Annotated in this window: 22 protein-coding genes; 11 read left to right on the top strand and 11 right to left on the bottom strand. The window is 53.7% G+C overall.

Translation table 11 applies throughout. From position 1 onward, the window contains the following. Positions 1-42: 42 nt before the first annotated feature. The 3 genes from ACP158_RS13070 to ACP158_RS13060 all read left to right on the top strand — a co-directional run bounded on the left by ACP158_RS13070 (position 43) and on the right by ACP158_RS13060 (position 3815). On the top strand, positions 43-1350 hold the full coding sequence (locus ACP158_RS13070; protein ID WP_424946554.1) for an adenylosuccinate synthase: 1308 nt from the start codon (positions 43-45) through the stop codon (positions 1348-1350). A gap of 354 nt (positions 1351-1704) precedes the next feature. Then, complete coding sequence (gene gabD, locus ACP158_RS13065) at positions 1705-3168, top strand: NADP-dependent succinate-semialdehyde dehydrogenase (protein WP_424946553.1); 1464 nt, start codon at positions 1705-1707, stop codon at positions 3166-3168. Positions 3169-3311: 143 nt separating this feature from the next. Then, entirely contained in the window at positions 3312-3815 is a 504-nt protein-coding gene (locus ACP158_RS13060; protein ID WP_424946552.1) for a LysM peptidoglycan-binding domain-containing protein, read from the top strand. 216 nt (positions 3816-4031) lie between these two features. On the opposite strand, the gene hisG is transcribed toward ACP158_RS13060, so the two are convergent. From hisG to ACP158_RS13045, 3 genes are all read right to left on the bottom strand, one after another. Next, the gene (gene hisG / locus ACP158_RS13055; RefSeq protein WP_424946551.1) at positions 4032-4910 is read right to left on the bottom strand and encodes an ATP phosphoribosyltransferase; all 879 of its coding nucleotides are present in this window, start codon (positions 4908-4910) and stop codon (positions 4032-4034) included. 164 nt (positions 4911-5074) lie between these two features. Then, complete coding sequence (locus tag ACP158_RS13050; RefSeq protein ID WP_424946550.1) at positions 5075-6529, bottom strand: NAD(P)(+) transhydrogenase (Re/Si-specific) subunit beta; 1455 nt, start codon at positions 6527-6529, stop codon at positions 5075-5077. Between the two features lie 13 nt (positions 6530-6542). Further along, positions 6543-8138: a Re/Si-specific NAD(P)(+) transhydrogenase subunit alpha gene (locus ACP158_RS13045; protein WP_424946549.1), complete on the bottom strand. Its 1596-nt coding sequence runs from the start codon at positions 8136-8138 to the stop codon at positions 6543-6545. A gap of 210 nt (positions 8139-8348) precedes the next feature. Between ACP158_RS13045 and rnr the strand changes: the two genes are divergently transcribed. After that, positions 8349-10769 (top strand): ribonuclease R, encoded by a 2421-nt coding sequence (rnr, locus tag ACP158_RS13040; protein WP_424946548.1) that lies wholly within the window; start codon positions 8349-8351, stop codon positions 10767-10769. Positions 10770-10827: 58 nt separating this feature from the next. Here rnr and ACP158_RS13035 read toward each other — a convergent pair whose 3' ends face one another. Further along, on the bottom strand, positions 10828-10986 hold the full coding sequence (locus ACP158_RS13035) for a hypothetical protein (RefSeq protein WP_424946547.1): 159 nt from the start codon (positions 10984-10986) through the stop codon (positions 10828-10830). A 55-nt stretch (positions 10987-11041) separates the two neighbouring features. On the opposite strand from ACP158_RS13035, the gene rlmB reads away from it, so the two are divergent. Next, positions 11042-11821 carry a 23S rRNA (guanosine(2251)-2'-O)-methyltransferase RlmB gene (gene rlmB, locus ACP158_RS13030; RefSeq protein WP_424946546.1) on the top strand — a complete coding sequence of 260 codons (780 nt, stop codon included), beginning with the start codon at positions 11042-11044 and terminating at the stop codon, positions 11819-11821. 127 nt (positions 11822-11948) lie between these two features. On the opposite strand, the gene msrA is transcribed toward rlmB, so the two are convergent. Together msrA and ACP158_RS13020 are read right to left on the bottom strand one after the other, a co-directional pair. Beyond that, on the bottom strand, positions 11949-12698 hold the full coding sequence (gene msrA / locus ACP158_RS13025) for a peptide-methionine (S)-S-oxide reductase MsrA (RefSeq protein WP_424946545.1): 750 nt from the start codon (positions 12696-12698) through the stop codon (positions 11949-11951). Between the two features lie 88 nt (positions 12699-12786). Continuing rightward, the gene (locus tag ACP158_RS13020; protein WP_424946544.1) at positions 12787-13164 is read right to left on the bottom strand and encodes an Mth938-like domain-containing protein; all 378 of its coding nucleotides are present in this window, start codon (positions 13162-13164) and stop codon (positions 12787-12789) included. Between the two features lie 110 nt (positions 13165-13274). Here ACP158_RS13020 and ACP158_RS13015 point away from each other — a divergent pair, with 110 nt between their 5' ends. The 5 genes from ACP158_RS13015 to ACP158_RS12995 all read left to right on the top strand — a co-directional run bounded on the left by ACP158_RS13015 (position 13275) and on the right by ACP158_RS12995 (position 18711). Continuing rightward, positions 13275-14585, top strand: coding sequence for a homoserine dehydrogenase (locus ACP158_RS13015; protein ID WP_424946543.1), 1311 nt, complete (start codon positions 13275-13277; stop codon positions 14583-14585). Positions 14586-14767: 182 nt separating this feature from the next. Further along, positions 14768-16522: a single-stranded-DNA-specific exonuclease RecJ gene (recJ, locus tag ACP158_RS13010; RefSeq protein ID WP_424948470.1), complete on the top strand. Its 1755-nt coding sequence runs from the start codon at positions 14768-14770 to the stop codon at positions 16520-16522. 4 nt (positions 16523-16526) lie between these two features. After that, positions 16527-17105 (top strand): RNA polymerase sigma factor RpoE, encoded by a 579-nt coding sequence (gene rpoE, locus ACP158_RS13005; protein ID WP_424946542.1) that lies wholly within the window; start codon positions 16527-16529, stop codon positions 17103-17105. Positions 17106-17177: 72 nt separating this feature from the next. Then, positions 17178-17738, top strand: coding sequence for a sigma-E factor negative regulatory protein (locus tag ACP158_RS13000; protein ID WP_424946541.1), 561 nt, complete (start codon positions 17178-17180; stop codon positions 17736-17738). A 7-nt stretch (positions 17739-17745) separates the two neighbouring features. Then, the gene (locus ACP158_RS12995; RefSeq protein ID WP_424946540.1) at positions 17746-18711 is read left to right on the top strand and encodes a MucB/RseB C-terminal domain-containing protein; all 966 of its coding nucleotides are present in this window, start codon (positions 17746-17748) and stop codon (positions 18709-18711) included. 95 nt (positions 18712-18806) lie between these two features. On the opposite strand, the gene brnA is transcribed toward ACP158_RS12995, so the two are convergent. From brnA to ACP158_RS12975, 4 genes are all read right to left on the bottom strand, one after another. Further along, positions 18807-19034, bottom strand: a complete 228-nt coding sequence (gene brnA / locus ACP158_RS12990) for a type II toxin-antitoxin system BrnA family antitoxin (RefSeq protein WP_424946539.1) — start codon at positions 19032-19034, stop codon at positions 18807-18809. A 196-nt stretch (positions 19035-19230) separates the two neighbouring features. After that, positions 19231-19692: a GNAT family N-acetyltransferase gene (locus tag ACP158_RS12985; protein WP_424946538.1), complete on the bottom strand. Its 462-nt coding sequence runs from the start codon at positions 19690-19692 to the stop codon at positions 19231-19233. An 18-nt stretch (positions 19693-19710) separates the two neighbouring features. After that, on the bottom strand, positions 19711-20442 hold the full coding sequence (locus ACP158_RS12980) for a GNAT family N-acetyltransferase (RefSeq protein WP_424946537.1): 732 nt from the start codon (positions 20440-20442) through the stop codon (positions 19711-19713). A 49-nt stretch (positions 20443-20491) separates the two neighbouring features. Then, a complete protein-coding gene (locus tag ACP158_RS12975) occupies positions 20492-21691 on the bottom strand; it encodes a trans-sulfuration enzyme family protein (protein WP_424946536.1) in 1200 nt (399 codons plus the stop codon). Between the two features lie 229 nt (positions 21692-21920). Between ACP158_RS12975 and ACP158_RS12970 the strand changes: the two genes are divergently transcribed. Then, positions 21921-22739, top strand: coding sequence for a cyclase family protein (locus ACP158_RS12970; protein WP_424946535.1), 819 nt, complete (start codon positions 21921-21923; stop codon positions 22737-22739). Between the two features lie 247 nt (positions 22740-22986). Here the strand turns inward: ACP158_RS12970 and ACP158_RS12965 are convergent, their stop codons facing one another. Then, positions 22987-24315: an aromatic ring-hydroxylating dioxygenase subunit alpha gene (locus ACP158_RS12965; RefSeq protein ID WP_424946534.1), complete on the bottom strand. Its 1329-nt coding sequence runs from the start codon at positions 24313-24315 to the stop codon at positions 22987-22989. Positions 24316-24738: the final 423 nt, after the last annotated feature.

Below are 24738 nucleotides of genomic sequence, written 5' to 3'. Positions count from 1 at the left end.
CCTTGCATCAGAATAATTTCCTCAGAATAATTTCCTAAGGTTATGGCCAGGAACGCCGCCAGAAATGTTGTGCTGCTCGGCACGCAATGGGGTGATGAGGGCAAGGGCAAGATCGTCGATCTTTTAACCCGGCGCGCCGATGCCGTCGCCCGATTTCAGGGCGGGCATAACGCCGGGCACACGCTGGTGATCAACGGCCGGAAAACCGTGTTGCACCTGATTCCATCGGGCGCCATGCGCGTCGGCGTTGACTGTTTTATTGGCAATGGCGTGGTGGTGGATTTGGCGCACTTGTTTAGCGAGATAAAAGAACTCGAACAGCAACGCGTTGATATTCGCGAGCGCTTGACGGTCAGTTATGGTTGCCCGATGATCATGCCCTATCATCGCGCCTTGGATTTGGCGTGGGAAAAAGCCAAGGGCAAACACGCCATCGGCACTACTGGCCGCGGCATCGGTCCCTGCTATGAAGATAAAATCGCGCGCCGAGGATTGCGGCTTGCCGATTTGCGCCAACCCGACAAGTTCGCCAGCAAGTTGCGGCAGGTGATGGAATATCATAACCATACATTGGCGACTTTTTTTGGCGCGGACACCATCGATTATCAACAAACATTAGACCAATCCCTGGCGCAAGCGCAGCAGATTGAGCCGATGCTGGGCGATGTCGCCGCGCGCTTGCATGAGTTGCGAGCGCAGGGAAAATCGATATTGTTCGAGGGCGCTCAAGGGATGCTGCTTGACATCGACCATGGCACCTATCCCTATGTCACATCTTCCAACACCACCGCCGCCGCCGCCGCCGTGGGCACTGGAATCGGCCCGCTTGACATTGATTTGGTGCTGGGCGTGGTCAAAGCCTATACCACGCGGGTTGGCTCAGGCCCTTTTCCGACAGAATTGTTTGATGACACCGGCCAGCACCTGGGCGAAAAAGGGCATGAGTTCGGCGCGACCACGGGCCGTCCGAGACGGTGCGGCTGGCTGGATATTGTGGCATTGCGCAGGGCGCGGCAAGTATGTGGGCTGACTTCGTTGTGCATAACCAAACTTGATGTGCTGGATGGTCTTGAGGTTGTAAAAATATGCACCGGCTATCGCTGTCACGGCGAAGTGGTCGAGTTGCCGCCCTACGGGGCCGACGCCATGGCGCAATGCGAGCCCGTCTACGAGCAACTGCCGGGCTGGCGGGAGCCCACCAAAGGCATTAGAGATTATCAACACATGCCCGTTAATGCCAAAGCCTACCTTGATCGACTGTCATCGCTTTTAGAGTCGCCGATTGATATTATCTCTACCGGCCCGGAGCGAGACGATACGATTATTGTTCGGCATCCTTTTGTGGACTAATCCGCTTATCGGTAGGTGTTCGGGCTCAGACACATAAGAGACTGTTGACTTGGCCCGGCTAGTGCGCTTAAAGCAGGTCAGGCCGACGGCGTCGGAAGCGGGACTTTAGTCCCGCCATCTTGGCAATGACTTGGCGAGGCTGAAGCCTCACTGCCGAGGGCCGTTGAAGGTGACCGCGATCAACCAGGAACTGGTCCATTACCAGTGGACCTATAATCATGCCGACCACACGATAGTTTGGATTTAATGACGCCGATGGCGTATTATCGGCAACCCGCCTTGGCGACCTGATTTTGTCTCATATGTGGTGAACCCAGACAGTAGGCGACTTATACATTATCTTGAGATTAGACCATGGCAACCATAAAACTTAAGGATTCAAAATTATTCCGCCAGCAATGTTATATCAACGGTCAATGGCGTGATGCAAATAGCGGAGAGCAAATCGCGGTAACCAATCCTGCCGATGGCTCGGTTTTGGGCAAGGTGCCGAACATGGGGGCGGACGAGACGCGCGAGGCGATTGAACATGCCAGGATCGCTCAGCTTAGTTGGCGGAAAACGCTGGCCAAGGAGCGCGCGGTTATTTTGCGGCGCTGGAGCGACTTGATGCTGGAAAATCAGGACGACCTGGCCCTGCTGATGACCCTGGAACAGGGCAAGCCATTGGCCGAGTCGCGCGGTGAGATCGGTTATTCCGCCTCATTTTTGGAGTGGTTTGCCGACCAAGGGCGGCGCATCAGCGGCGGCACGATACCGCAGCATCAAGCCGACAAACGGCTGATCGTCATCAAGCAGCCGATCGGGGTGTGCGTCGCCATTACGCCGTGGAATTTTCCGTCCGCCATGATCACCCGAAAAGTCGGCCCGGCTTTGGCTGCGGGTTGCGCTGTGGTGGTCAAGCCGGCCACGCAAACGCCGCTGTCCGCTTTTGCATTATGCGAGTTGGCGCAGCGCGCTGGACTGCCGCCCGGGTTGTTCAGCGTATTGACCGGTGCCGCGCGCGCCATTGGCGGCGAGATGACCTCGAATCCTGCGGTGCGCCATTTGAGCTTCACCGGCTCCACGGAAATTGGCCGGTTATTAATGAGGCAATGCTCATATTCGGTCATCAAGGTGGCGCTGGAACTTGGCGGCAACGCCCCGTTTATTGTTTTCGAAGATGCGGATATCAATGCCGCGGTACAAGGCGCGGTCATCTCGAAATACCGCAACGCCGGGCAAACCTGCGTTTGCAGTAATCGCATTTATGTCCAGGCTGGCGTTTATGATGAGTTTGCCGGAAAACTTTCCGCAGAAGTTGCGAACATGAAAGTGGGCTCAGGCATTGATGAAGGCGTGGTTCAGGGCCCATTGATTGACATGAATGCGGTCGAGAAAGTCGAGCAGCATATTGCGGATGCGGTGAGCCACGGTGCGGAAATTGTAGTCGGCGGCAAGCGTCATGAACTTGGCGGGACTTATTTCCAGCCGACTTTATTAACCAACGTAACCTCGAACATGAAAGTGGCCAGGGAAGAGACCTTCGGTCCGCTGGCGCCGCTGTTCCGGTTTAGCGAGGAGGATGAAGTGGTCAAAATGGCGAATGACACTGAGTTTGGGTTGGCGTCTTATTTTTATAGCAATGATCTGGCGCGGGTGTGGCGCGTGGCCGAAGAACTGGAATACGGCATGGTCGGCATTAACACCGGCTTAATCTCCACAGAAGTCGCCCCGTTTGGCGGAGTCAAGCAATCCGGGCTGGGGCGGGAAGGTTCCTCCTGCGGCATTGAAGAATACCTTGAAATGAAATATTTGTGCATGGGCGGCATCGAATAAACAGAAATTATCTGCATATATCGCTTGCAAAGAGCGGTGGTTGGGCGTTAAACTCGCCTTGATAGGATGCTGGGGAGAAGCATGATGACTGATCATGCTTATCAGGGCATTACACAATAATTATGAAACTAGAGATATCGGGTATGCAAAACACCTCTAATAAAATCAATTCTGAGAAAATCAATTCAGCATTTAAGCTGACCCTGATTTTGGCGGCTACAACTTTGGTGGCTGGCTGTATAAGCGCAAAAAGCGAGCCAACAGCAGTTGCCACCCCCGCAGCCGCCGCAGTTGTTGCGCCTGCAACCCCTATAACCCCTGCAGTCTCTGCCCCCGTAGTAGCAGAAGTTGAACCTGTAGCCGACCAACTTACCAACTGGACGGTGGTGGCCGGCAGCAACCTTTGGTCTATTGCCGGCATAGAAGAGGTTTACAATGTGCCGGAAAGGTGGCCGTTGATTTACAAAGCCAATCTCGACCAGATTATTGACGCCGACTTAATCTATCCGGGACAAGTATTGGCAATACCGAGAGACGCGACGCAAAGTGCAATAGATGCGGCAATCAACCATGCCAGGACGCGCGGCGCCTGGGCGGTCGGGCCGATCGAGGCGTCTGATATAGAGTACCTGAAAAATCCAGGTTAATTAATCCGGGCCAGTTAATCCAGGTTAATTAATCCAGGTTAATTAATCCAGGTTAATTAATCCAGGTTAATTAATCCGGGCTAGTTAATTAGACGCGCAAGTTGTTGGTCACAACGGCTACGTTTTGCGTCTGATTTTTGCGGTATTGCTTTATAGTGGTATTGCTTTATAGTATTGAGTGGTGCCGAATAATACAGCAGTGTTATGCCGTGATTATTAAAGCACCATTTTGCGTAACTCGAATTCAAGGATTCCTTCCGCGCCCGCGGCTTTTAAGGTCGGTATAATTTTCCTGACTTCCTTCTTGCTCACAACCGTTTCCACCGCCAGCCAATCATCGCCATAAAGCCGATTGATGGTGGGCGCATGCAAACTCGGAAGCTGCTTGACCAGTTCATCGAGTCGGCTTTTGGGGACGTTCATTTTCAACAGCGCCTTTTCCCGCCCCATCAAGGCGCTTTGCAACAGCAAGGCGATTTGCTCGATTTTTTGCTTTTTCCAGGCATCCTGCAACGCCGTTTTGTTGGCTACGAAAACCGTATGGGTTTCCAGCAAGTCGCAGACGATGCGTAAGCCATGGGCTTTTATCGTGCTGCCGGTCTCGGTAATTTCGACCGCCGCATCGGCCAGTCCTTCCACCACTTTCGCTTCGGTTGCGCCCCAGGAAAATTCCACAATGGCGTTGATGTTGCGGTGCGCGAGATATTGCTTGGTGAAATTAACCAATTCAGTCGCGACCCTTTTGCCTTCCAGATCTTCGACTGATTTTATTTCGGAGTTGTTTTTAACCACCAACACCCACCGGCATTTTTGATCGGATGCTTTGGAATACACCAGGTCGGCCACCACCGCGACCTCGGCGTTGGTTTCCGCCAGCCAATCCTGGCCAGTCAAGCCGGCGTCAAGCACGCCATTGGTAATGTAGTGTCCCATTTCCTGGGCGCGCACCAATGAACAATGTATTTCCGCATCATCAATGGATGGAAAATAGTTGCGCGAGCGGGCGTTGATCGACCATCCTGCTTGAGCAAACAGAGATTTGGTGGCTTCTTCGAGGCTGCCTTTGGGAATGCCCAGCTTGAGTATGTTTGACATGGCTTGCGATGAAAAAAAGAAAATGAGTATAACCGATAAAGGTCGTCACCCGTTTGCTTTTCTCCGTCGACGCCGTCGCCGCCACCACCGTCGTCACTCCCCCGCCGTCACTCCCCCGCCGTCATTTTTCATCGCCCGCGACCGCCGTCACCGCCGTGAAAACTTCACAGCGCCGCCAGCACCTGCTCGATGCTGTGCTTGGCATCGCCAAACAACATTCGGGTATTTTCCTTATAGAACAATGGATTTTCAACCCCGGCATAGCCGCTGGCCATGCTGCGTTTCAAGACGACAACTTGATGCGCCTTCCACGCTTCGATAACCGGCATCCCCGCGATCGGGCTATCCGGCGAGTCGATGGCCGCGGGATTGACAATATCGTTGGCGCCGATGACCAGCACAACATTGGTGTCGGCCAGTTGCCGGTTGATGTGCTCCATTTCAAAGACGATGTCATACGGGACTTTGGCTTCCGCGAGCAACACATTCATATGCCCCGGCATTCGTCCGGCCACCGGATGAATGGCAAAGCTGACCTTGACCCCGCGCTCCTCCAGTTTCCGGGTCAACTCGGAAACCAAGTGCTGGGCATGGGCAACCGCCATGCCGTATCCCGGAACGATGACCAGCGAGTCGATGTTGCTCAATAACTCGCCGGTCTCGTGGGCGTTGATCGCCACCACTTCGCCCTGAGCTGCCAGCGCGCCGCTGTCGCCGGAATGCGCCGCGCCAAACCCGCCGATGATGACGGAGATGAAAGAGCGATTCATCGCTCGGCACATGATGTAGCTGAGTATGGCGCCGCTTGAGCCGACCAGCGCGCCGGTGATGATCAGCAAATCATTGGACAGCATAAACCCGGTTGCGGCCGCGGCCCAGCCCGAGTAACTGTTCAGCATTGAGATTACCACCGGCATGTCGGCGCCGCCGATGGCCATGACCAGGTGTATGCCAAACAGGCATGCCAGCGCGGCCATGATCAGCAGCGGCGTCAGCCCGGCGGCGATGCTGTCGGCGCGAACAAATTCATATCCCAAGTAGATGCAGGCGATTAAGATGAGCAGATTGATGCCGTGTCGCGCCGGCAGCATTAACGGCTTGCTGCCGATGATGCCCTTGAGTTTGCCGAACGCAATGACCGAGCCGGTGAAGGTTACCGCGCCAATCAAAACGCCCAAATAAATTTCGATGTCGAGGATGGTCTTGGCGGTCGCTCCTGCGCGTCCTGCGCCCGCGACCATGCCATCCATGGCAATAACGTCGGCATGGCCAACATCGGCACCCAGATAAGTTGAGAAGCCGACAAACACCGCCGCCAGCCCGACCAGGCTGTGTAGCATCGCGACCAGTTCCGGCATCGCGGTCATGCGCACGCGCAGCGCCAGAATTCCGCCGATGACCGCGCCTGCGGCCATGGCCGCGGCGATTACGCCGTAGCCCCGTACCCCATCATCATGCGCCACATCGCCCCATAACGTTGCGGCGATTGCCAGCGCCATTCCGGCCATGCCATAAAGATTGCCGCGCTGCGCGCTTGCCTGACCGCTTAATCCGCCCAGACTGAGGATAAAGAAAATGCTGGCGACGATGTAGGCGCCAAGGGTAATGCCGCTGGTCATGAATGACGCCTGATTATTTTTTGAACATGTTCAACATGCGTTGCGTGACCCAAAACCCGCCGGCAATATTTATCGAGGCAATGACCACCGCTGCCATTGCCAGCAGCGCTCCCAGCGGCGATGACGATCCGATTTGCAACAGCGCGCCGATGACAATGATGCCGCTGATGGCGTTGGTCACGCTCATCAACGGCGTATGCAGCGCCGGGGTCACATTCCAGACCACCTGCCAGCCGACGAAACAGGCCAGCACGAACACGATGAAGTGATTCATGAATGACTGCGGCGCGACCGCGCCCATACCCACAATCGCCAATGCGCCGATGGCGACGCCGAGCCAGGTCTTAGCCGCGCGATGTCCGGCGGAGGGGGTGTCCGCAATGCCCGGCGCGGTCACGGCGGCCGGTTTTTTATGGCTCATTTTATCGCCCATGTCATCGCTTGCGCGACCGCTGGCAACGCTCGGCGCCGCGGCCGGGGGCGGCCAGGTAATCTTTCCGTTATGCACCACGGTCGTTGCCCTGATCACTTCGTCGTCCAGGTTGATATTGGCGACGCCGTCTTTTTCGGGCGTGAGATCGCTGAGCAAGTGGCGGATATTCGCGGCATAAAGTTGGCTGGATTGCGCCGCCATTCGACTGAGCAAATCGGTGAAGCCAATAATGCTGACGCCGTTTTGCTTGACCACGCGCCCGGCTTCGGTGCCCTCGCAGTTTCCTCCTTGTTCCGCGGCCAGATCGACGATCACGCTGCCCGGCTTCATGGAGTCCACCATCTCCTTGGTGATTAATTTCGGCGCCGGTTTGCCGGGGATTAATGCGGTGGTGATAATGATGTCCACTTCCCGCGCCTGCTCGGCAAACAGCGCCATTTCGGCGGCGATAAACTCAGCGCTCATTACCTTGGCGTAACCGCCCGTGCCCGCGCCTTCTTCGGTGAAGTCGAGTTCAAGGAACTCAGCGCTCATGCTTTCAATTTGCTCCTTGACTTCCAGGCGCGTGTCAAATGCGCGCACCATCGCGCCGAGATTCACGGCCGTGCCGATGGCGGACAGTCCGGCCACGCCGGCGCCAATCACCAAAACCTTGGCCGCGGGAATCTTCCCGGCCGCGGTGATCTGGCCGATGAAGAATCGGCCGAAGTGCTGCCCGGCTTCAATGACCGCGCGGTAGCCGGCGATGTGCGACATCGAGGACAACGCGTCCATTTTTTGCGCGCGCGATATGCGCGGCACCGCGTCCATGGCCAGCACGCTCGCACCGTGCGCGGCAATTTGCGCGAGCAACTCGGCGTTTTGCGCGGGCCAGAAAAAACTGATCAACGTCTTGCCGCCGCTCAGCCAGTCGGCTTCATGAACGCCAAGCGCGCGATGTTGTTCCGGCGGACGGACTTTGCAAATTAAATCCGCCTGTTTCCATAGTTCGGGTGTATCATCAACGATTGACGCGCCGGCGGCTTGGTAGTCTTCATTAACATGCCCCGAAGCTAGTCCGGCATCTTTTTCGACCAACACGTCGTAACCGAGCGCCATTATTTTTTGGGTTTCTTGCGGTGTGCAGGCAACCCGACACTCATCGCCGTGAATTTCTTTTGGGATACCTATTTTCATCTTGTTATTTCATGTTGTTATGATGGGTCGTGGTCGGCCATGGTCGCCAAGCATGAAGTCGCTAAGCATGAAGACTTGCCGCGAATGCTGGCCGACCGCGCCGGGGATTATAAATTATCCGCGTTGCTCATGATACCTTGATGACTACCTTGATGGCTACCTTAATGGCTACCGTGATGGTGCCGCCCGACAAGTCCGGAACAAAAAGGAATGAAACAAAAAACAGATCACAACGCCACTAAATCAGGTTACCAAGCAGCGGGTTACCGAGCGGCCGACTCCAGCGGCGTGCCGGTGGCCTCGAGATTGCAGATACTTGAGTATCTTGCTCGCGCAAACCAGCCTGCTGCGCTGCAGTCTATTTGCGCGCACTTCAATATTTTAAGTCCGGAAGGAGTCAATGCCCTGGCCGGGCGATTGCAGCGAATGAGCAAAAATGGCTATCTATTGATGGATCGCAAAAACCGCTACGGCCTGCCCGAAAAAATGGATATTGTGGTTGGTAGGGTGGTCGGTCACGCGAAAGGGTTCGGGTTTGTCATTCCTGACCAAGGCGGCGAAGATCTTTATTTGCATCACAACCAAATGCGAAAAGTGCTGCATGGCGATCGCGTGCTGGCGAAAACCAAACGCATCGACAGTCGCGGACGCAAACAGGGGGTGATTGTGGAGGTGCTGAGCGAGCGCGCGCGTGAAATTGTCGGGCATTTTCATCTGCAAGGCGGCAGCGGATTCGTGGAGCCGGACGACCCGCGCTTTGCGCGCGACATCAGCATTCCCGATAATCGTTTCAATGGCGCAAAAAATGGAGATATTGTGGTCGCGCGAATACGCCAGCATCCGATCGAGCATAAGCATGCCGTTGGCGAGATTATCGAAGTTGTGGGTCGCGATTTAGCGCCGGGCATGGAAACCGAGATCGCCATCCGCAAACACGGCGTCCTGACCGCGTGGCCCGACGCGGTGCAAGCGCAGTTGAAAAAAATGGCGCGCCTGTTGCAAAGCGTCGCGGCGGAAAAAAAACATGAAGAATCCGCCCGCAAAAAAAATGGCGAGCAACACCACGACCAACCGCGCGACCAACCCCGCAAAGACCTTCGCGACCTGCCGTTGGTCACGATTGACGGCGAAGACGCGCAGGATTTCGACGATGCGGTTTACTGCGAGCCGCGCGCTTCGGGCTGGCGGCTGGTGGTTGCCATCGCCGATGTGAGTCACTATGTCAAGCCCGGCAGCGCGCTGGATTGCGAAGCCTATGTGCGCGGCAATTCGGTGTATTTTCCAAATCGGGTGGTGCCGATGCTGCCGGAAGATCTGTCCAATGGTATTTGCTCGTTGAAGCCAGACGAAGATCGTTACTGCATGGTTTGCGATATGCGAATCGCGCAGCATGGCGCGGTGACGAAGTTTCATTTTTATCCCGCACTCATGCGCTCGCGCGCCAGATTAACCTATGCGTTGGTCAATGCCATTGTTGTTGAAAAAGATCGCCATCAGCGACGGGCTTGGGCGGCGGTGACGCCGCACCTTGATCATCTTTATAAAATGAGTCTGCGTCTGCGGAAAAAACGCGATAGGCGCGGCGCGATTGACTTTGAGTTTCCGGAACCGGTCATTGAATTTGATGATAAAAAACGCATTCGCCGGATATCCGCCCGGCAAAGAAATGATGCGCATAAGTTGATAGAGGAATGTATGTTGGCCGCCAATGGTTGCGCGGCGGAATTTTTGCAAATCCACAAAGGCAACCACGCCATTTATCGCAACCACGACGGGCCGGACCGGGACGCGCTGAATAAATTACGGCAATTTCTTGGCGTGCTGGGATTGACCCTGACCGGCGGCGCGCAACCCGTGGCCAAGGATTATGCCAAGTTGCTCGCCAGCGTGGCGTCCGACATGGCGAGGCTGGTGCAGATCGTCTTGTTGCGCAGTTTGAGTCAGGCGGTGTATAGCACCGACCAAATCGGTCATTTTGCGCTGGCCATGCCGATTTACGGCCACTTCACTTCGCCGATTCGCCGCTATTGCGACTTGGTGGTGCACCGACAAATTAACCAGATTTTGCACCCTATTTTACATGACGGCAAGTCGCACACGGGCAAGTCGCGCAAGGTCTCGCCCGCCGAAATCAGCCCCGGAATCAGCCCTGAAATCAGCCCCGAAATCAACCTGAGCCAAATTGGCGAGCATTGCTCGTTTGCCGAGCGCCGCGCCGACGATGCCACCCGCGATGTGATCGCCTGGCTGAAGGCGGAATTTATGCAGGAAAAAATCGGGCAGGAATTCGCGGGCATCATTTCCGGCGTGAAAGAGTTCGGCATATTCGTTCAGTTGAACGAAATATTCGTGGACGGCTTGGTGCATGTTACCGGGCTTGGCGATGATTATTACCATTTTGATCCCGCGCGCTATCAATTGGTCGGCGAGCGCAGCGGTCGGCGTTTTCGTTTGGGAGACCGGGTAAGAATCCGCGTGGCGCGGGTTGATCTCAATGAAGCGAAAATTGATTTCGATTTAATTTCACAGTCCGCATCTCCGGATAGAAAATCCTCGGGTAGCACCCGGGGATTATCTGGGCAAGCCCGAAACAAAAACATCGGCGAGAACAAGCCCCGCGGATTCGGATAATAAGCGCAATCCCAAAAACACTATTGAAAGCGGTCGCAAATAAGCGGCGATTCCAAAGCTAAAAAGAGACTGAACCGGGGTTGTCGTCGGGGTAGTGGAAGTGATTCCTGGGCTCGGCGAAGCCGGCGCGAAGCGCGAGAATGACGACAGGGAATCGAGTGACCGAACCGCTCCAGCCATCATCAACAGAAAACACCTCACTTTGGTATGATTTCACGTTAGAAACACAACAACCGTTCAGTATCGTTTCATATTGGAACAGACTATAAGTCATGGCACTAAAACGTCATCATCAACGCCCGAATATTGCGCGCGGTTTTCACGCCGTGGAGGCGGTCGTCAAACGCAACCGCGAGCAAGTGGTGGAGGTGATCATCAATCGGCGGCGCACCGACCCACGCACAAAAAAGATGGCGGCGCTGCTGGAGAAATCGAAAGTTTCATTTCGGTTTTCCACTCGGGAAGAAGCGGAAACCGCCAGTGATGGGGTGAATGATCAGGGCATTGTCGCTATTTTGAAAGCCCACGTGAAATCCCGACCGCCGGCCAAAGGCGAGCAACTGGAAATGATCTTGAACGGGTTGACTCAGGGGCTGGTGTTGGTGCTTGATCATATTCAGGATCCCCGTAATCTGGGCGCCTGCTTGCGCTGCGCGGAATGCGCCGGGGTGGATGCCGTTATCGTGCCTCGCGCTGGCGCCAGCCCGGTGAATGACACGGTGCGCAAGGCGGCGTCCGGGGCGGTTGAAAACGTGAACATGGTTTATGTCGCCAATGTGGCGCAGACCCTGAAAAAACTTCAGCGGCTGGAATACTGGATAATCGGCGCCGCCGAGCAGGGAAAGATGACGCTGTATGATTGCGATTTCAGCGGCAACATCGCCATAGTCATGGGCGCGGAAGGCAAGGGGCTTCGCAGATTAACCGCGCAGCACTGCGATTATCTGGCCAAGATTCCAATGTTGGGCGCGGTATCCAGCCTGAACGTATCGGTTGCGGCCGGCGTTTTTTTATTTGAAGCGATGCGGCAAAGGCGGCGCGCATCCGGCTAAGCGCAACGGTTGCATTTGCAATGGCTTGGCGAGGCTGAAGCCTCACTTCCGTCAATCATGCCCATCTCGGAAGTGGGACTTTAGTTCTGCCATCTTGGCAATGGCTTGGCGAGGCTGAATCCTCACCTCAGATAATCCGCCGCGCGATGTCGGCGGGTTGACCGACCGCAGACGTTTTTTCGCCGTATTTAAGATGCAGTTGGTCGCCCCAAATTTTTTCAAGATATTGATCGCGTCCCGAGCCGTGACGATAAACCTTGTAGCGCAACGGGCTCTTCCTGTAATAGTCCTGATGGTACTCCTCGGCATCGTAAAACCTATCGAAGGGCACGATTTCTATCGATATCGGCTTGCGATAGCGGCCGCTCGCCTCCAACTCATCGCGCGACTTTATCGCCATTTCCTTTTCGGTCTCATTGTGATAGAAAATTGCAGGCCGGTATTCGCTGCCGCGATCGACAAACTGGCCGTCGGCATCGGTGGGATCGATGTCTTTCCAGAATTGGTGCAGCAACGCTTCGTAAGACACCACTTTCGGGTCGTAGAAAATTTGTACAGCTTCGGTATGCCCGGTGCTTCCGCCCCCGACTTCACGGTAGGTTGGGTTGTCCGTATGACCGCCGCTATAGCCGGACACCGCCGCGCTCACGCCGTCCAGTTTTTCGAATGTGGACTCAATGCACCAAAAACAGCCGCCGGCGAAAGTCGCCACTGCCAACCCTGAGTGCTCGGTGTTTTTTTCCGCCGCACTATCAGTCGCACTGTCATGCGGTTTGGTTATGACCTGAGCGGTGATGGATTCAGATTGACTGGTCGCCAATTTGACCACTGCCAGCGCAACGGCCACAAAAGCGAGCGCGATAAAAATTCGTTTCATAATATTAAGTGCGTGGATTTAATTTGCAATGGTAGAACACATTTACAACCGAGAGTTCAATTTAATGCGCGCATGGCGTCTTGATCGTTTATAGCATCAATCCGGCAACTACGCTACGCCCGTCACTGAGTAGAATATTGTAGGTTCGGCAAGCGGCCGCGGTGTCCATTACCTCCATGCCGATGCCTTTTGCCATCAATGCCTGGGTGATCACCGGGTCAGGGAAGACCATGGTGGCTCCGGTTCCAAGAATCAGGACTTCGGCGCCAAGATTTGCAAAATGCACAAAATCCTCATTTTTCAAATCAGAAACCTGAGATATTGGCCACATTTCCAGTTTTTGCGGTGTTAAAATTATGCTCTCTTGGTAAAGCGTGTCGCCAATCCTGATTTGATACCTATGGCCGATTTTTTCGCAGGCGCGGATTATTTGCAACTGCTCAGGCTGGTTAAGCACAAGTTTCATTCTAACATTGCCTAAAATTGACCGAAAATTGATTTGAGTGATAAAAAACCAAGCCGCAGTTTACCAACTATTCAATTTAATTCCCGCGCAAGGGGACACTTAAAATAATCGTGAAAGCAGTCAATATCGGCCTGATTGGCTTAGGCACCGTCGGCAGCGGCACGTTATCAGTGCTGCAACGAAACGCCGAAGAGATCAGCCGACGAGCCGGGCGGCAAATCCACGTCATCGCGGCCGCGGTGCAAGATATTTCAAAGCCGCGTGCGGTTGACACCTCGGCGCTGCACTTGACCCGAGATCCATTTGAGATCGTCAATCATCCCGATATTGAAATCGTGGTTGAACTGGTCGGCGGGGATGACATGACGCTGGCAGCGGTGATGACCGCATTAGACAACGGCAAACACGTGGTGACCGCGAACAAAGCGTTAATTGCGCTGCACGGCAATGACATTTTTGCAAAGGCGCATGCCAAGGGATTGGTAGTGGCTTTTGAATCCGCAGTGGCCGGCGGCATTCCGATCATAAAATCCATTCGCGAGGGATTGTCGGCAAACCGCATCGAATGGCTGGCCGGCATCATCAACGGCACCTCCAATTACATTCTGACGCAAATGGAGGAGAGCGGCCGCGACTTCGCCGAGGTGTTAGCCGAAGCGCAGGCGTTGGGCTACGCCGAAGCCGACCCGGCGTTTGATATTGACGGCACCGATGCGGCGCATAAACTGACCATCCTGGCATCCATCGCATTCGGCATATCCCTGCAATTTGAAAATGTCTATCGGGAGGGCATTGCGGAAATCAGCGGCGAAGATATTATCCACGCTCGGGAACTGGGTTATCGTATCAAGCACCTGGGCATCGCCAGAAAAACCGGCGGCGGCGTGGAATTGCGTGTGCATCCGACCCTGATACCGCAAAAACGACTGATCGCCAATGTTGACGGCGTAATGAATGCGGTATTGGTGCAGTCCGATGCGGTCGGTCCCACATTGTATTACGGCGCCGGCGCCGGCGCCGAGCCGACCGCGTCCGCGGTGGTTGCTGATCTCATAGATGTCGTGCGTACGATCACCACCGACCCGGGCAACCGCGTGCCGCATTTGGCGTTCCACCCTGAGGCGATAATTGACCTGCCCATATTGCCGATGGATGAGATTGAAACGGCGTATTACTTGCGCATGAGCGTGGTCAATCGGCCTGGGGTGATGGCGTCCATCGCCACGATTTTTGGCGACAGCGATATCAGCATTGACACCATTTTACAGAAAGGCAGCGGCCAGCCAAATGAAAATGTGACCATAATCATGCTCACCCAAAACACGCTGGAGCACAATCTTGTGAAAGCGCTCAAGCAGGTTGAAAGCCTGGATACGGTGCATGGCCGGGTTATGCGAGTCCGAATTGAACAGTTGTCCTGATCGGCCTGAGTGGCCTGACCGGGGCATGAAATCGATAATGGCAACATCTGGTATTTAAATGGGCTGGTATTTAAATGGGCTGGTATTTAAATGGGCCTGGCATTTAAATGGATTGGCAGGGTATGAGAAAGATTTGCCGCAGGCGGTGCGATGCCAAGCGGGCCGATTCCAACCGAGAAACCATGCCGGTCGATGCGGCCGGCGCCAGGCTGTCGCCCTTGCTGAAGCGCATATTTGAAAACCGAAATCTAACCGATCCGGCCGAGTTGACCTACCCGCTGGCACGGATGCTGCCGCCCGATACGCTAAAAAATGCTGATCGGGCATCGGCATTGCTGTTCGCGGCGTTAACCAGCCAACAGCGTATTTTAATCATTGGCGACTACGATACCGATGGTGCGACTGCGACGGCGCTGGGGCTGATTTGCTTGCGCGCGATGGGCGCGGACAATATCGATTACCTGGTGCCCAATCGGTTTGAGTTTGGCTACGGCTTATCGCCGGAAATTGCCGAAGTCGCGGTGCAAAAAAATCCCAACCTGGTTATTACGGTGGACAATGGCATTAATAGCGTGCCAGGGGTTTCGGTGCTGAAACAAAGGAATATCTCGGTCATAATCACCGATCATCATCTGGCCGGCCCAATACTCCCCGATGCTGACGCCATCTTAAACCCCAACCAGCCCGGCTGCGGTTTTCCGAGCAAGGCGCTTGCCGGGGTGGGCGTGATGTTCTATTTGCTGTTATTGCTGCGCGCGAAATTAAAAGCGGCGAACTGGTTTGCGGACATGCATCTGACGGCCCCAAATCTAGCGGAGTATCTGGATTTGGTGGCGTTGGGCACGGTTGCCGATATGGTGCCATTGGACTACAACAACAGAATATTGGTCGCGCAGGGCGTCGCCCGAATCAAGGCCGGGAGATGCAGGCCGGGAATCCTCGCTTTAATGGAAGTCAGCGCGCGCGACTATCGCAATATGGTCGCATCAGATCTTGGCTTCGTTATCGCGCCGAGATTGAATGCGGCCGGCCGGCTGGATGATATCTCCATCGGCATTGAATGTTTGTTGACCGACGACCGCGATACCGCGCGCGACTACGCCGAGACGCTCAACGACATTAATCTTGAACGTCGAGTGCTTGAGCAAAAGATGCAGTCGCAGGCGATGAAGATAGTTCGCGGCATCGTCAATTCCGCAAAACAAAATAAAGCCAAGAAAAATAAAGCTAAGCAAAATAAAAATGATCGTGCGACAAACTTGAGTGGCTTTTGTTTATACGAACCCGACTGGCATCAGGGAATAGTCGGGCTGGTCGCCTCGCGGGTAAAAGATAAAACCAACCAACCGGTGATTGCGTTCGCGGATACCGTAGATGACAAGTTGACCGGCTCGGCGCGCTCGGTCGCCGGGCTGCATATAAAAGATTTGCTGGAAAATATTTCAGCCGCGCACGCCGGGCTCATCGTAAAGTTCGGCGGTCATGCGATGGCGGCGGGGTTGACCATCGCCGAGAAAAATTTCGTGGCGTTCAAAGCGGCGTTTCACAATCATGTCGCCGCGCATTTTGCCAACGCCGACGCAACGGGCGCGATCTATACCGACGGCGATTTGCCGGAAAACGAAATCACCCTGGACAATGCCGAACAATTGCGTGCGGCTGCGCCTTGGGGGCAGGGGTTTCCGGCGCCGCTGTTTGACGGCGTGTTTATCGTGACCGCGCAAAAAGTGGTTGGCGAGCATCACTTGCGTTTCACCTTGCAACCCGCTGATGGGACTTGCCGCTTTGAAGGGATTGCATTTCGGGCAATCGAGCCGGGACAGCCGAGGCCTCAATTAGACCGAATACATGCCGTGTATCAGTTAGATGTTAATGAATTTCGAGGCAGGCGATCGTTGCAGTTGATTATTGAGCATTTTCAGCCAACATCGGAATAGTTTGATGGACCAAGACGAAAACGACATTACTCTGGTGCAACGCGTCCAAAATGGCGATAAACAGGCGTTTAACCTGTTGGTCGAAAAATATCAATTTCGAGTTAAGCATGTGGTCGGTCGGTTTGTGAAAGATGTGCATGAACAAGAAGATATCGTTCAGGAGTCCTTTATCAAGGCGTACCGGGCAATATCGCGGTTTCGTGGTGACAGCGCGTTTTATACCTGGCTCTATAGAATTGCCGTGAATACCGCTAAAAATTATTTGGTGGCCACGAGCAGGCGACCACCGGCTCAGGATGTGATTGTAGATGAGATGGTGCACAGCCGTGGCGCCGAGCGGTTGGTAGAGGCAAATTCGCCGGAACAAATCGTGCAGAACGACCAATTGGTAGAGGCGATTAAGCAATCCATAAGCGCATTGCCGGAAGAGTTGAAACAGGCGATCGAACTACGCGAGTTGGACGGGTTAAGTTATGAAGATATCGCTGTTGCGATGAATTGCCCCATTGGAACAGTGCGCTCGCGCATCTTCCGAGCGCGCGAGGCGGTGGAGCGCGCGATTGCCGATTTGGTGGAAAGTTAATATTTTTGTGAACTATCTTTGTTATTTCAACACTAAAACCATAGCAAATTAACACCCTGTCGGAAACCAACCATGCAAGAAAAAATCTCACAACTGATAGACCAGGAGTTGAACCCGGCGCAGCGCGATGCGCTGCTTGAACGACTGATAAACAATGATGCGAACAATGACGCGGGAAACGATGACGCGGCGAGGAAGTCCTGGAAGTGTTATCACTTGATTGGCAATGTGATGCGCGATGAAGTGTCCAGCATGGGCAAGGATTTATCCGCGCGGGTTCGCGATAAACTGGAACAAGAACCGACCGTGTTGGTGCCGTTAAGGATTAAGAAACCGGTTTCCAATGAAAGAAAAAATGCGAGAAAAGATGTTTGGCAGTCGGTTGGATTATTTGCGATTGCCGCATCGTTGATCGTGGTTGCTGTGGTCACTTTAGCGCCGGTGACATTCGATGGCAGAGCGCATCAATTAACCGCAAGTCGCACCGCATCCAACTCAAGTCAGGCGCTCCAATTTTCCCATGAGTTTGATCAAATGCTGGTTGATCACGCCGAGTTCACCGCTTCGCCGGGAATGAATGGCTTGATTGCCTATGCCAAGTTGGTCAGCGCCGAGCAACTGCAACAACGCTGAAAATGTTATGATGATGTCATCTTTCAGCGCGCGGTTGCTTGCCTTTTTGCTTGCATTGCTATCCGCAGAGGTTGTCGCCGATGCGACCGACTGGTTGATGAGAATTAATTCGGCCGCGGCAGAGGTGAATTTTGCCGGCACCTTCGTTTATATCCATGACGGCGAGATTGAAGCGTTGGAAGTTGCGCGCCGCGTTGAAGATGGGATGATGCAAGAGCGGCTGTATTCACTGAACGGCGCGCCGCGGGAAGTGATTAGAGGGATGGACCAGGTGTGGTGTTATATTCCCGACCAAAATATCGTGGTGCATGATTATCGACAGATATCCCAGAGCGGATTTCCGAAAATACTGCCGGGCGATCTTGAACAACTGGAGCGCAACTATCACTTCGTGGAAGGCGCTGATGGCCGTATCGCCGATCGCCCGGCACACCAAATTAAAGTCATCCCCAACGATGCCTACCGCTATGGATACAGTCTTTGGGCGGATAGGGCCACGGGATTGTTGTTGCGGTCGGATTTAATCAATCAACGCGATGAGATTTTAGAACAGTACTTGTTTGTCGATGTCGAAATTGGCGGCGACATTGCCGATGAGCAGTTGGTCGCGGTGAGCGACCAGGATGAACTTCAGTTGTTCGGCAACAATATGCCGCTGAGCGTGGCGGCGGATTTTTCCGATTGGCGGCTCACGCAAATGCCCGACGGTTATACGCTGAGTAAACATATTCGCAGAATGTCGCCGATGGATGCCGGCGAAGTTGAGCATCTGGTTTACACCGATGGATTATCTTCCGTGTCCGTTTTCATCAAGGCAATACGTGCGGGGCAAAGCGAAATGAGCGGTTTAAGCCGAATGGGCGCGGTGCACGCCTACCGCAAGACCTTGAATAATCACAGAATCACGGTTATGGGCGAGGTGCCTGCCGAAACCGTGGAATACCTGGCGCATGGCGTGGAGTATTCCAACTAACACTGATTCTGGTATATATAAGTTTATGCAATAAACGGTAATGGGATTCCCTTGCCGACCGCGCGCGGATTTTACGCTCGACGCTGGCCGCTTTGTTAGCGGCCCGAATTCTCCAGGCGTTCAGCCAACCAAACCTTGATGATTGATTGACGTGTTACGCCTAGCCGGGATGCTTCTTTATCCAACGAGTCAATCATCCAGGTAGGAAAATCCACATTCACTCTTTTTTGAATTTGGTTAGGACGTTTAATTTTAGAGAGATCGAGAGAGTCGGTAATGTTCTTTCCACTCTCAAAGTCTGAATCGAATTTTCTAGCTTTCATATAATGTAACCTCCTCGTCTCGTGAACGTCGAATAGAAATGATGCGAATATTTTGATTTCGGTGAGTCATTATCGCTGACCCATGATTCGATAGGTTTGCTTGGCTTTTTTTCTCGTCATATTCAAATGAAAGCATGGTATAAAAAATATACCATTTCTGCGTTTAAATCAAGTGTTGCCCATTAACTGTTTCCAACTAGATTTCCATCTCGTATGTATTCCACATCGTCTTAACGGATAGCTTGTCGTACAAGCTGCGGGCGCGGTAGTTGTCGTCTGCGGTAATCCATCGAATTTTTGGCCAGCCTTTTTGTTTTGCATGGTCGTTCAAGGCTTTAAATAATGCTTCGCCTATATGGTTGCCACGCGCCTGCGGATCAACGAACAGGTCATCAAGGAAGCCGATATCAATGCCACGCAATGGACTTGGCATACGCCGCACATGGGCCAGTCCGCAAGGTTTGGATTGTCCTTTGATGAAAGCCAGGAATCCTTCGACCTCATGATCTTTATCCAAAATCCAGCGCCATAAACTTCCGAGAATCTCTTCATTCATCGGCACTTTATAGAATTCCGCATATCCGCGGTATAGGTTGCACCAATCGTCATGGTTTTCGGGTTGCGTTGGTTTTACGATTATCCGGGTTGAATGGGTCATATGCTAAATTTCGGTTGTCTATTGGAGTGCAGCCAAGGCATCTCTGGTCAAACGGGATAAAGCGATTTTTTGCCGGTCCCGGTCATCAAAGTTATCCGCGCAGAGCCATTGCTGGAACGAGTTGTCGATGACCGGCCACTCTCGATCGAGCAGGGAATACCACGCGGAATCCCGATTTCGGCCTTTCACAATCCCCATCTGTCGAAAGGTGCCTTCATAAGTGAAACCAAGCCGCCGCGCGGCATTGCAGGATTTTTCGTTTAAGGCATTACATTTCCATTCATAACGTCGATATCCCATATCAAATGCATTTTTCATCATTAAATACATGGCCTCGGTCGCGACCACCGTGCCCTGGCATTGCGGCGAAAAGTTGATGTGCCCAACTTCAATTGAGCCTTGGCCCGGTTTGATTCGCAAGTAGCTGGCGACCCCGACCGCCTGTTGCGTGGCGCGATCGACGACAGCGTAAAATTGCGGGTCGCCGTTAAAGCAGGTTGTATTCATCCAATCGCGATAGTCGCCGATGCGGTCAAAGGGCCCGTAGGGCAGGTATACCCATACGCGGTTTTCCGCATCCTGTTTATAAGCGTTGAATAGCTGCTCGCTGTGGCGTTTCAGGTTTAATGGCTCGCAACGGCAGTGCTTGCCCGGCAGCGCATTGTCGTTCGGCGTTTGCGCGCCGACCCAATCTTTTACGTCAAAGCCAACGGTCAAGCCGAGCTCATTGACTTGGTTTTCGGGTTGCATTATTTATGGCGGCCGCAACATGATTGCGTAGACGAATCAAATCGGCAAGTCACAAAACATGATCCAAATCGGCGATCAGGTCTTGTGCATCCTCCAGCCCGACTGAGCAGCGAAACAGCCCGTCGCCGGCGTGCGCTTTATACTTTGCCAGTTCCGCGCCTTCCAGGCGATAGGACGATTCGATCAGGTCTTTGGTGTCCAGTAGATAAATCAAACTACGATGATGGCCGACGGAGACGGCGTAGTGAATGACTTTAAGTTGCTTCATCATCCGCTCGGCCACCCGGGCCGGGTTTTTCACCTTGAACGACAGGATGCCCGAATAGTTGTTCATTTGCTTTTTCGCGACCTCATGCTGCGGGTGCGACGGGTGGCCCGGATACAAAACATGCTCAACCCGAGAATCCTGATGCAGGAAATCCGCGAGCGCCATGGCGTTTTCCTGATGCGCGCGCATGCGCAGCGGCAGCGTTGCCGCGCCGCGCATAATCAGCCAGGCGTTGAACGGGCTGAGGGTGGCGCCGTAGTGCAGCACCCCACATTCCCGCAACCGGCTTGCCAGCGCCGCGCTGCTCAGCACCGCCCCGCCCAAGGCATCGCCATGCCCGCCGATATACTTGGTCAGGGAATGCACCACCAGATCAGCACCCAATTCCAGCGGGCGCGTCGCTATCGGGCTGGCAAACGTGGAGTCGACCACCAGCAACGCATTATGCGCATGAGCGATTTCCGCAACTTTGGCGATATCGATAATCTGTAGCAATGGATTGGAGGGCGTTTCAATCCAGACCATGCGCGTGTTCGGCGTCATCGCCTGTTCGATCAGCGCCAATTCGGTGGTGTCCACCGGACTGACCTCAATGCCTTTTTTCGGGAGTTGGTCGCGGGCGACTTCCGCGGTGCCGGGATAGTTGGTATTGCTCATAACCAAATGATCGCCGCTATTAAGCAGGCTAAACAAAACCGCCGAGGACGCGGCCATGCCGGACGCGAAGGTAAGGCATTGGTCGGCATGCTCCAGCAGCGCCAACTTGATTTCCAGTTGGCGGGTGGTGGGATTCGACCAGCGCGTATATATATACGGGCTGTTTTCGTCGACGTTGGTGGCCGAGAAACTGACCGGCTCATCCACCACGAAGGTGCTGGACATCACGATATTGGGCGCGGTCGCCCCGGTCTCCCGGTCGGGCGATTCGCCGCCGTGGATGGCGATGGTTTGAATGCCGATTGCGGCTGATTTTTTATTCATGGTGGTTTTGGCGGTTTTGAAGCAGTGACAAAAAAGGACTAAATGCAGATGGCATGGCCGCGGATTGTACAGGATAGTATGAACAGGTTGATAAATATGCAGTTTGCCGTATTCATAGCACAAGGATTTGTAGCCTGGAGTTATAACCAAACTTGACTTTGCACCGCCGCTTCGGGTTATCATTACATGTCATCACGTCATATCAATCACCGCAACAGGAGAAAACGAAATGCAACACTCACTCAATCAAACCCCGCCGCGCGGACTTCGCGTCCTGTGTGGCGTCGCGGCGCTCGCCGCGGTCATCAGCACGGCGCACGCGGCCGGCGCCACCGCGGTCATCGGCGTGCTGCCGTTCACGGCCAGCCAAGCCATCGACCTGACCCACGCGATGCACGATGATATGGTGTTCTGGCCCGGCGGCGTGCCGTTCAAGAAAGAGCGGCTGGTCGACTACGACACTGGCGGCTACCAGTTGCACAAGTTCATCATGGGCGAGAACACCGGCACCCATGTCGATGCGCCGTCGCACTTCATCAAGGGCAACCGGTCCATTGACCAGTTGGCGATCGATCAACTCATCGTGCCGCTAGTTGTGTTTGACGCCAAGCGCGCCGCGGCCGCGGACAACGACTATGAACTGACCCCGGCCGACATCGAAAACTGGGAAGACGAAAACGGCGCGGTGCCGGCCAACGCGCTGTTCGTGATGAACACTGGCTGGCACAATCGCTTCGACCAGCCGCAACGATACATCAACATGGACGACGCCGGCGTGATGCACTTCCCCGGCTTCTCGGCCGCGGCCGCCGAGTTGTTGGTGGCGCGCAATGTGGCGGGCATCGGCATCGACACGCTGAGCATTGACCACGGCTCGTCAACGACCTTCGCCGCGCATGTGGTGATGCTGGCCGCCAACAAATACCAAGTGGAGAACATGGCGGCGCTCGATGCATTGCCGGCGACCGGCGCCACCGCGGTCATCGGCGTACTGCCGGTGCGCGATGGCTCACAAGCGCAGGCGCAAATCTTCGCGTTGCTACCCTAGCGCTCCATAGGCTGCTTCGGCACCCCATTGAGGATTCACCAAAGTTTTCGGTGTCCCAATCGATAAACACATCGAGTCTGCTGGCCATATCGGGATAACTTTTTGCCGCTTCGTTAAACCTTTCCCTGATTATGGCAATACTTCTTCGCCCTCCGCCGTATTAGAAAATGTGGCAGGAGAAGAAGGGTTGTTTTTAATAGGGACCTTTATTTTGTTTTCGTTATTCATGGCCTCAAAATTCATGGCCTCAAAGTTTCTTCAACGCTTCAATTATATATTCATCCCTTTTGCTACTCTGTTTGCCGTCACCCAAAAATATAACCTCCATAACTTGATCGTTGACCCGCCGGAGCAGGGCGCTGTCTTCACCGTTATCCGATAGAGGAGCGCGGATCACGGTGTCGCTGCCATAAGTCGGGATAGTGCCATCTGCAAGATCGGCGGGTTGGGGCGGGGATATTCCCTTGGTTAAATTCCGACAAAGCCGCCGGATTCGTCGTCTATAAAGCGTAACCCCACGATCCCCGGTGACCAGATATTCTTTTTCATGCTCGGAAATTAATCCCATGCCTTCTACCGCTTCTGCATCCCCTGGGCTTTGCTGCCGCTCATCATAGGTTCGATCGATTATCTCACCTTGCTCGATCTTTTCCATGCCTTCTTTGGTATTCCATTCAATAGGGTCTCCCCGAGCGCCAAAATTACCCCAGGCGAAGGCAATGCAATTTTCATCATCAACGGGCACCACCCAGCGGGTAAATGCGCTACGTCCAAAGAAACGTGTTTTAGTGCCGTCGGTTGCAAATGCCGCACCGGACTGCGTGAAATTTGGAAGAATCAATTCATTGACTCTAACCCATGCGTTTTCTCCTACCCGTCGAGTCGCAGTACCCAGGAACCGAATTTTGTCGCGCTCGTAAAATTGCATTTCACCGCATATTCCAAAGCCTTCGGTAAACTGATTTTGGTGAAGGAATGCGGTATGCACTGGATCGACGATGGCATCCAAAACCTGTATCCAGTTGCATTGAAAGGCTGCCGCATAGGGCGACCTCACCATATCGGGCAATTCGTAAGCATCGTAAACAGGGAATCTGGGTTGCTCCCTTGGCGGGCCTAAATAAGCAAAGATCAATCCTCTAAATTCTTTAACCGGATAGGCGCCGAGCCGTCTGGATTGTTTTACTCTGATCGCTGGTTCCGAATCTTCAGGTTCTCCTGGAATTTCAAGAATGGTGCCTTCTACATCGAATAACCAGCCATGGTAACAGCAGCGGATTCCTCTGGTTTCGCATTTTCCAAATTCAAGGGATGCCCGGCGATGAGGGCAGTTTTTATGCACCAGGCCAATCTGGCCGCTTTTATCCCGAAATAAAACTAGCTCCTCACCAAGAATTTTAATCAGTTTAGGGCGCTCGCCTAAATCTTTTGTGATCGACACCGGTTGCCAATATCGGCGCAAATATTCACCGCAAGGAGTACCCGCATCGGTCTCTGCTAATTCGTGGTCGTAATCCCCTTTCCAGTTTTGATGATAGCCACAAAAAGCTTGAAAATTATCTCGATCTTGCCGCATATTTATTCTATAGCAAATTGAATAATGATCATTAAATTGTCATATTTCTACCCATACCATGCCATCTTTGATGCGTGTTGGATAGGTATTAAGGTCAATGGTAGCGGGTGCCGTCAGGGCTTTTCCAGTCTTTATGCCCATTTAATTCAGTATTTGTCATTAGAATTTCAAAGCCTAAAAAGAACAACACTAACGGATCGCTACGCTCCAATCAATATATCTTGTGCTCCGTGGGCGATTACGCAGACAAAGCAGACCAAAGCAAAGCTTTTCTTGTCATTCTGAACGATTTGAATAAGTGTTCGGGCTCAGACACATAAGAGACTGTTAACCTGGCCTGGCTAGTGCGCTTAAAGCAGGTCAGGCCGGCGGCGTCGGAATCTGGACTTTAGTCCCGGCATCCTGGCAATGGCTTGGCGAGGC

Origin of the sequence: Candidatus Spongiihabitans sp., from assembly GCF_965247905.1 — a bacterium.
In the GTDB taxonomy this organism is placed as follows: Bacteria; Pseudomonadota; Gammaproteobacteria; order Arenicellales; family Poriferihabitantaceae; genus Spongiihabitans.
Note: the sequence above shows the minus strand (reverse complement) of the source record. Positions and strands in the feature narration are given on the sequence as shown.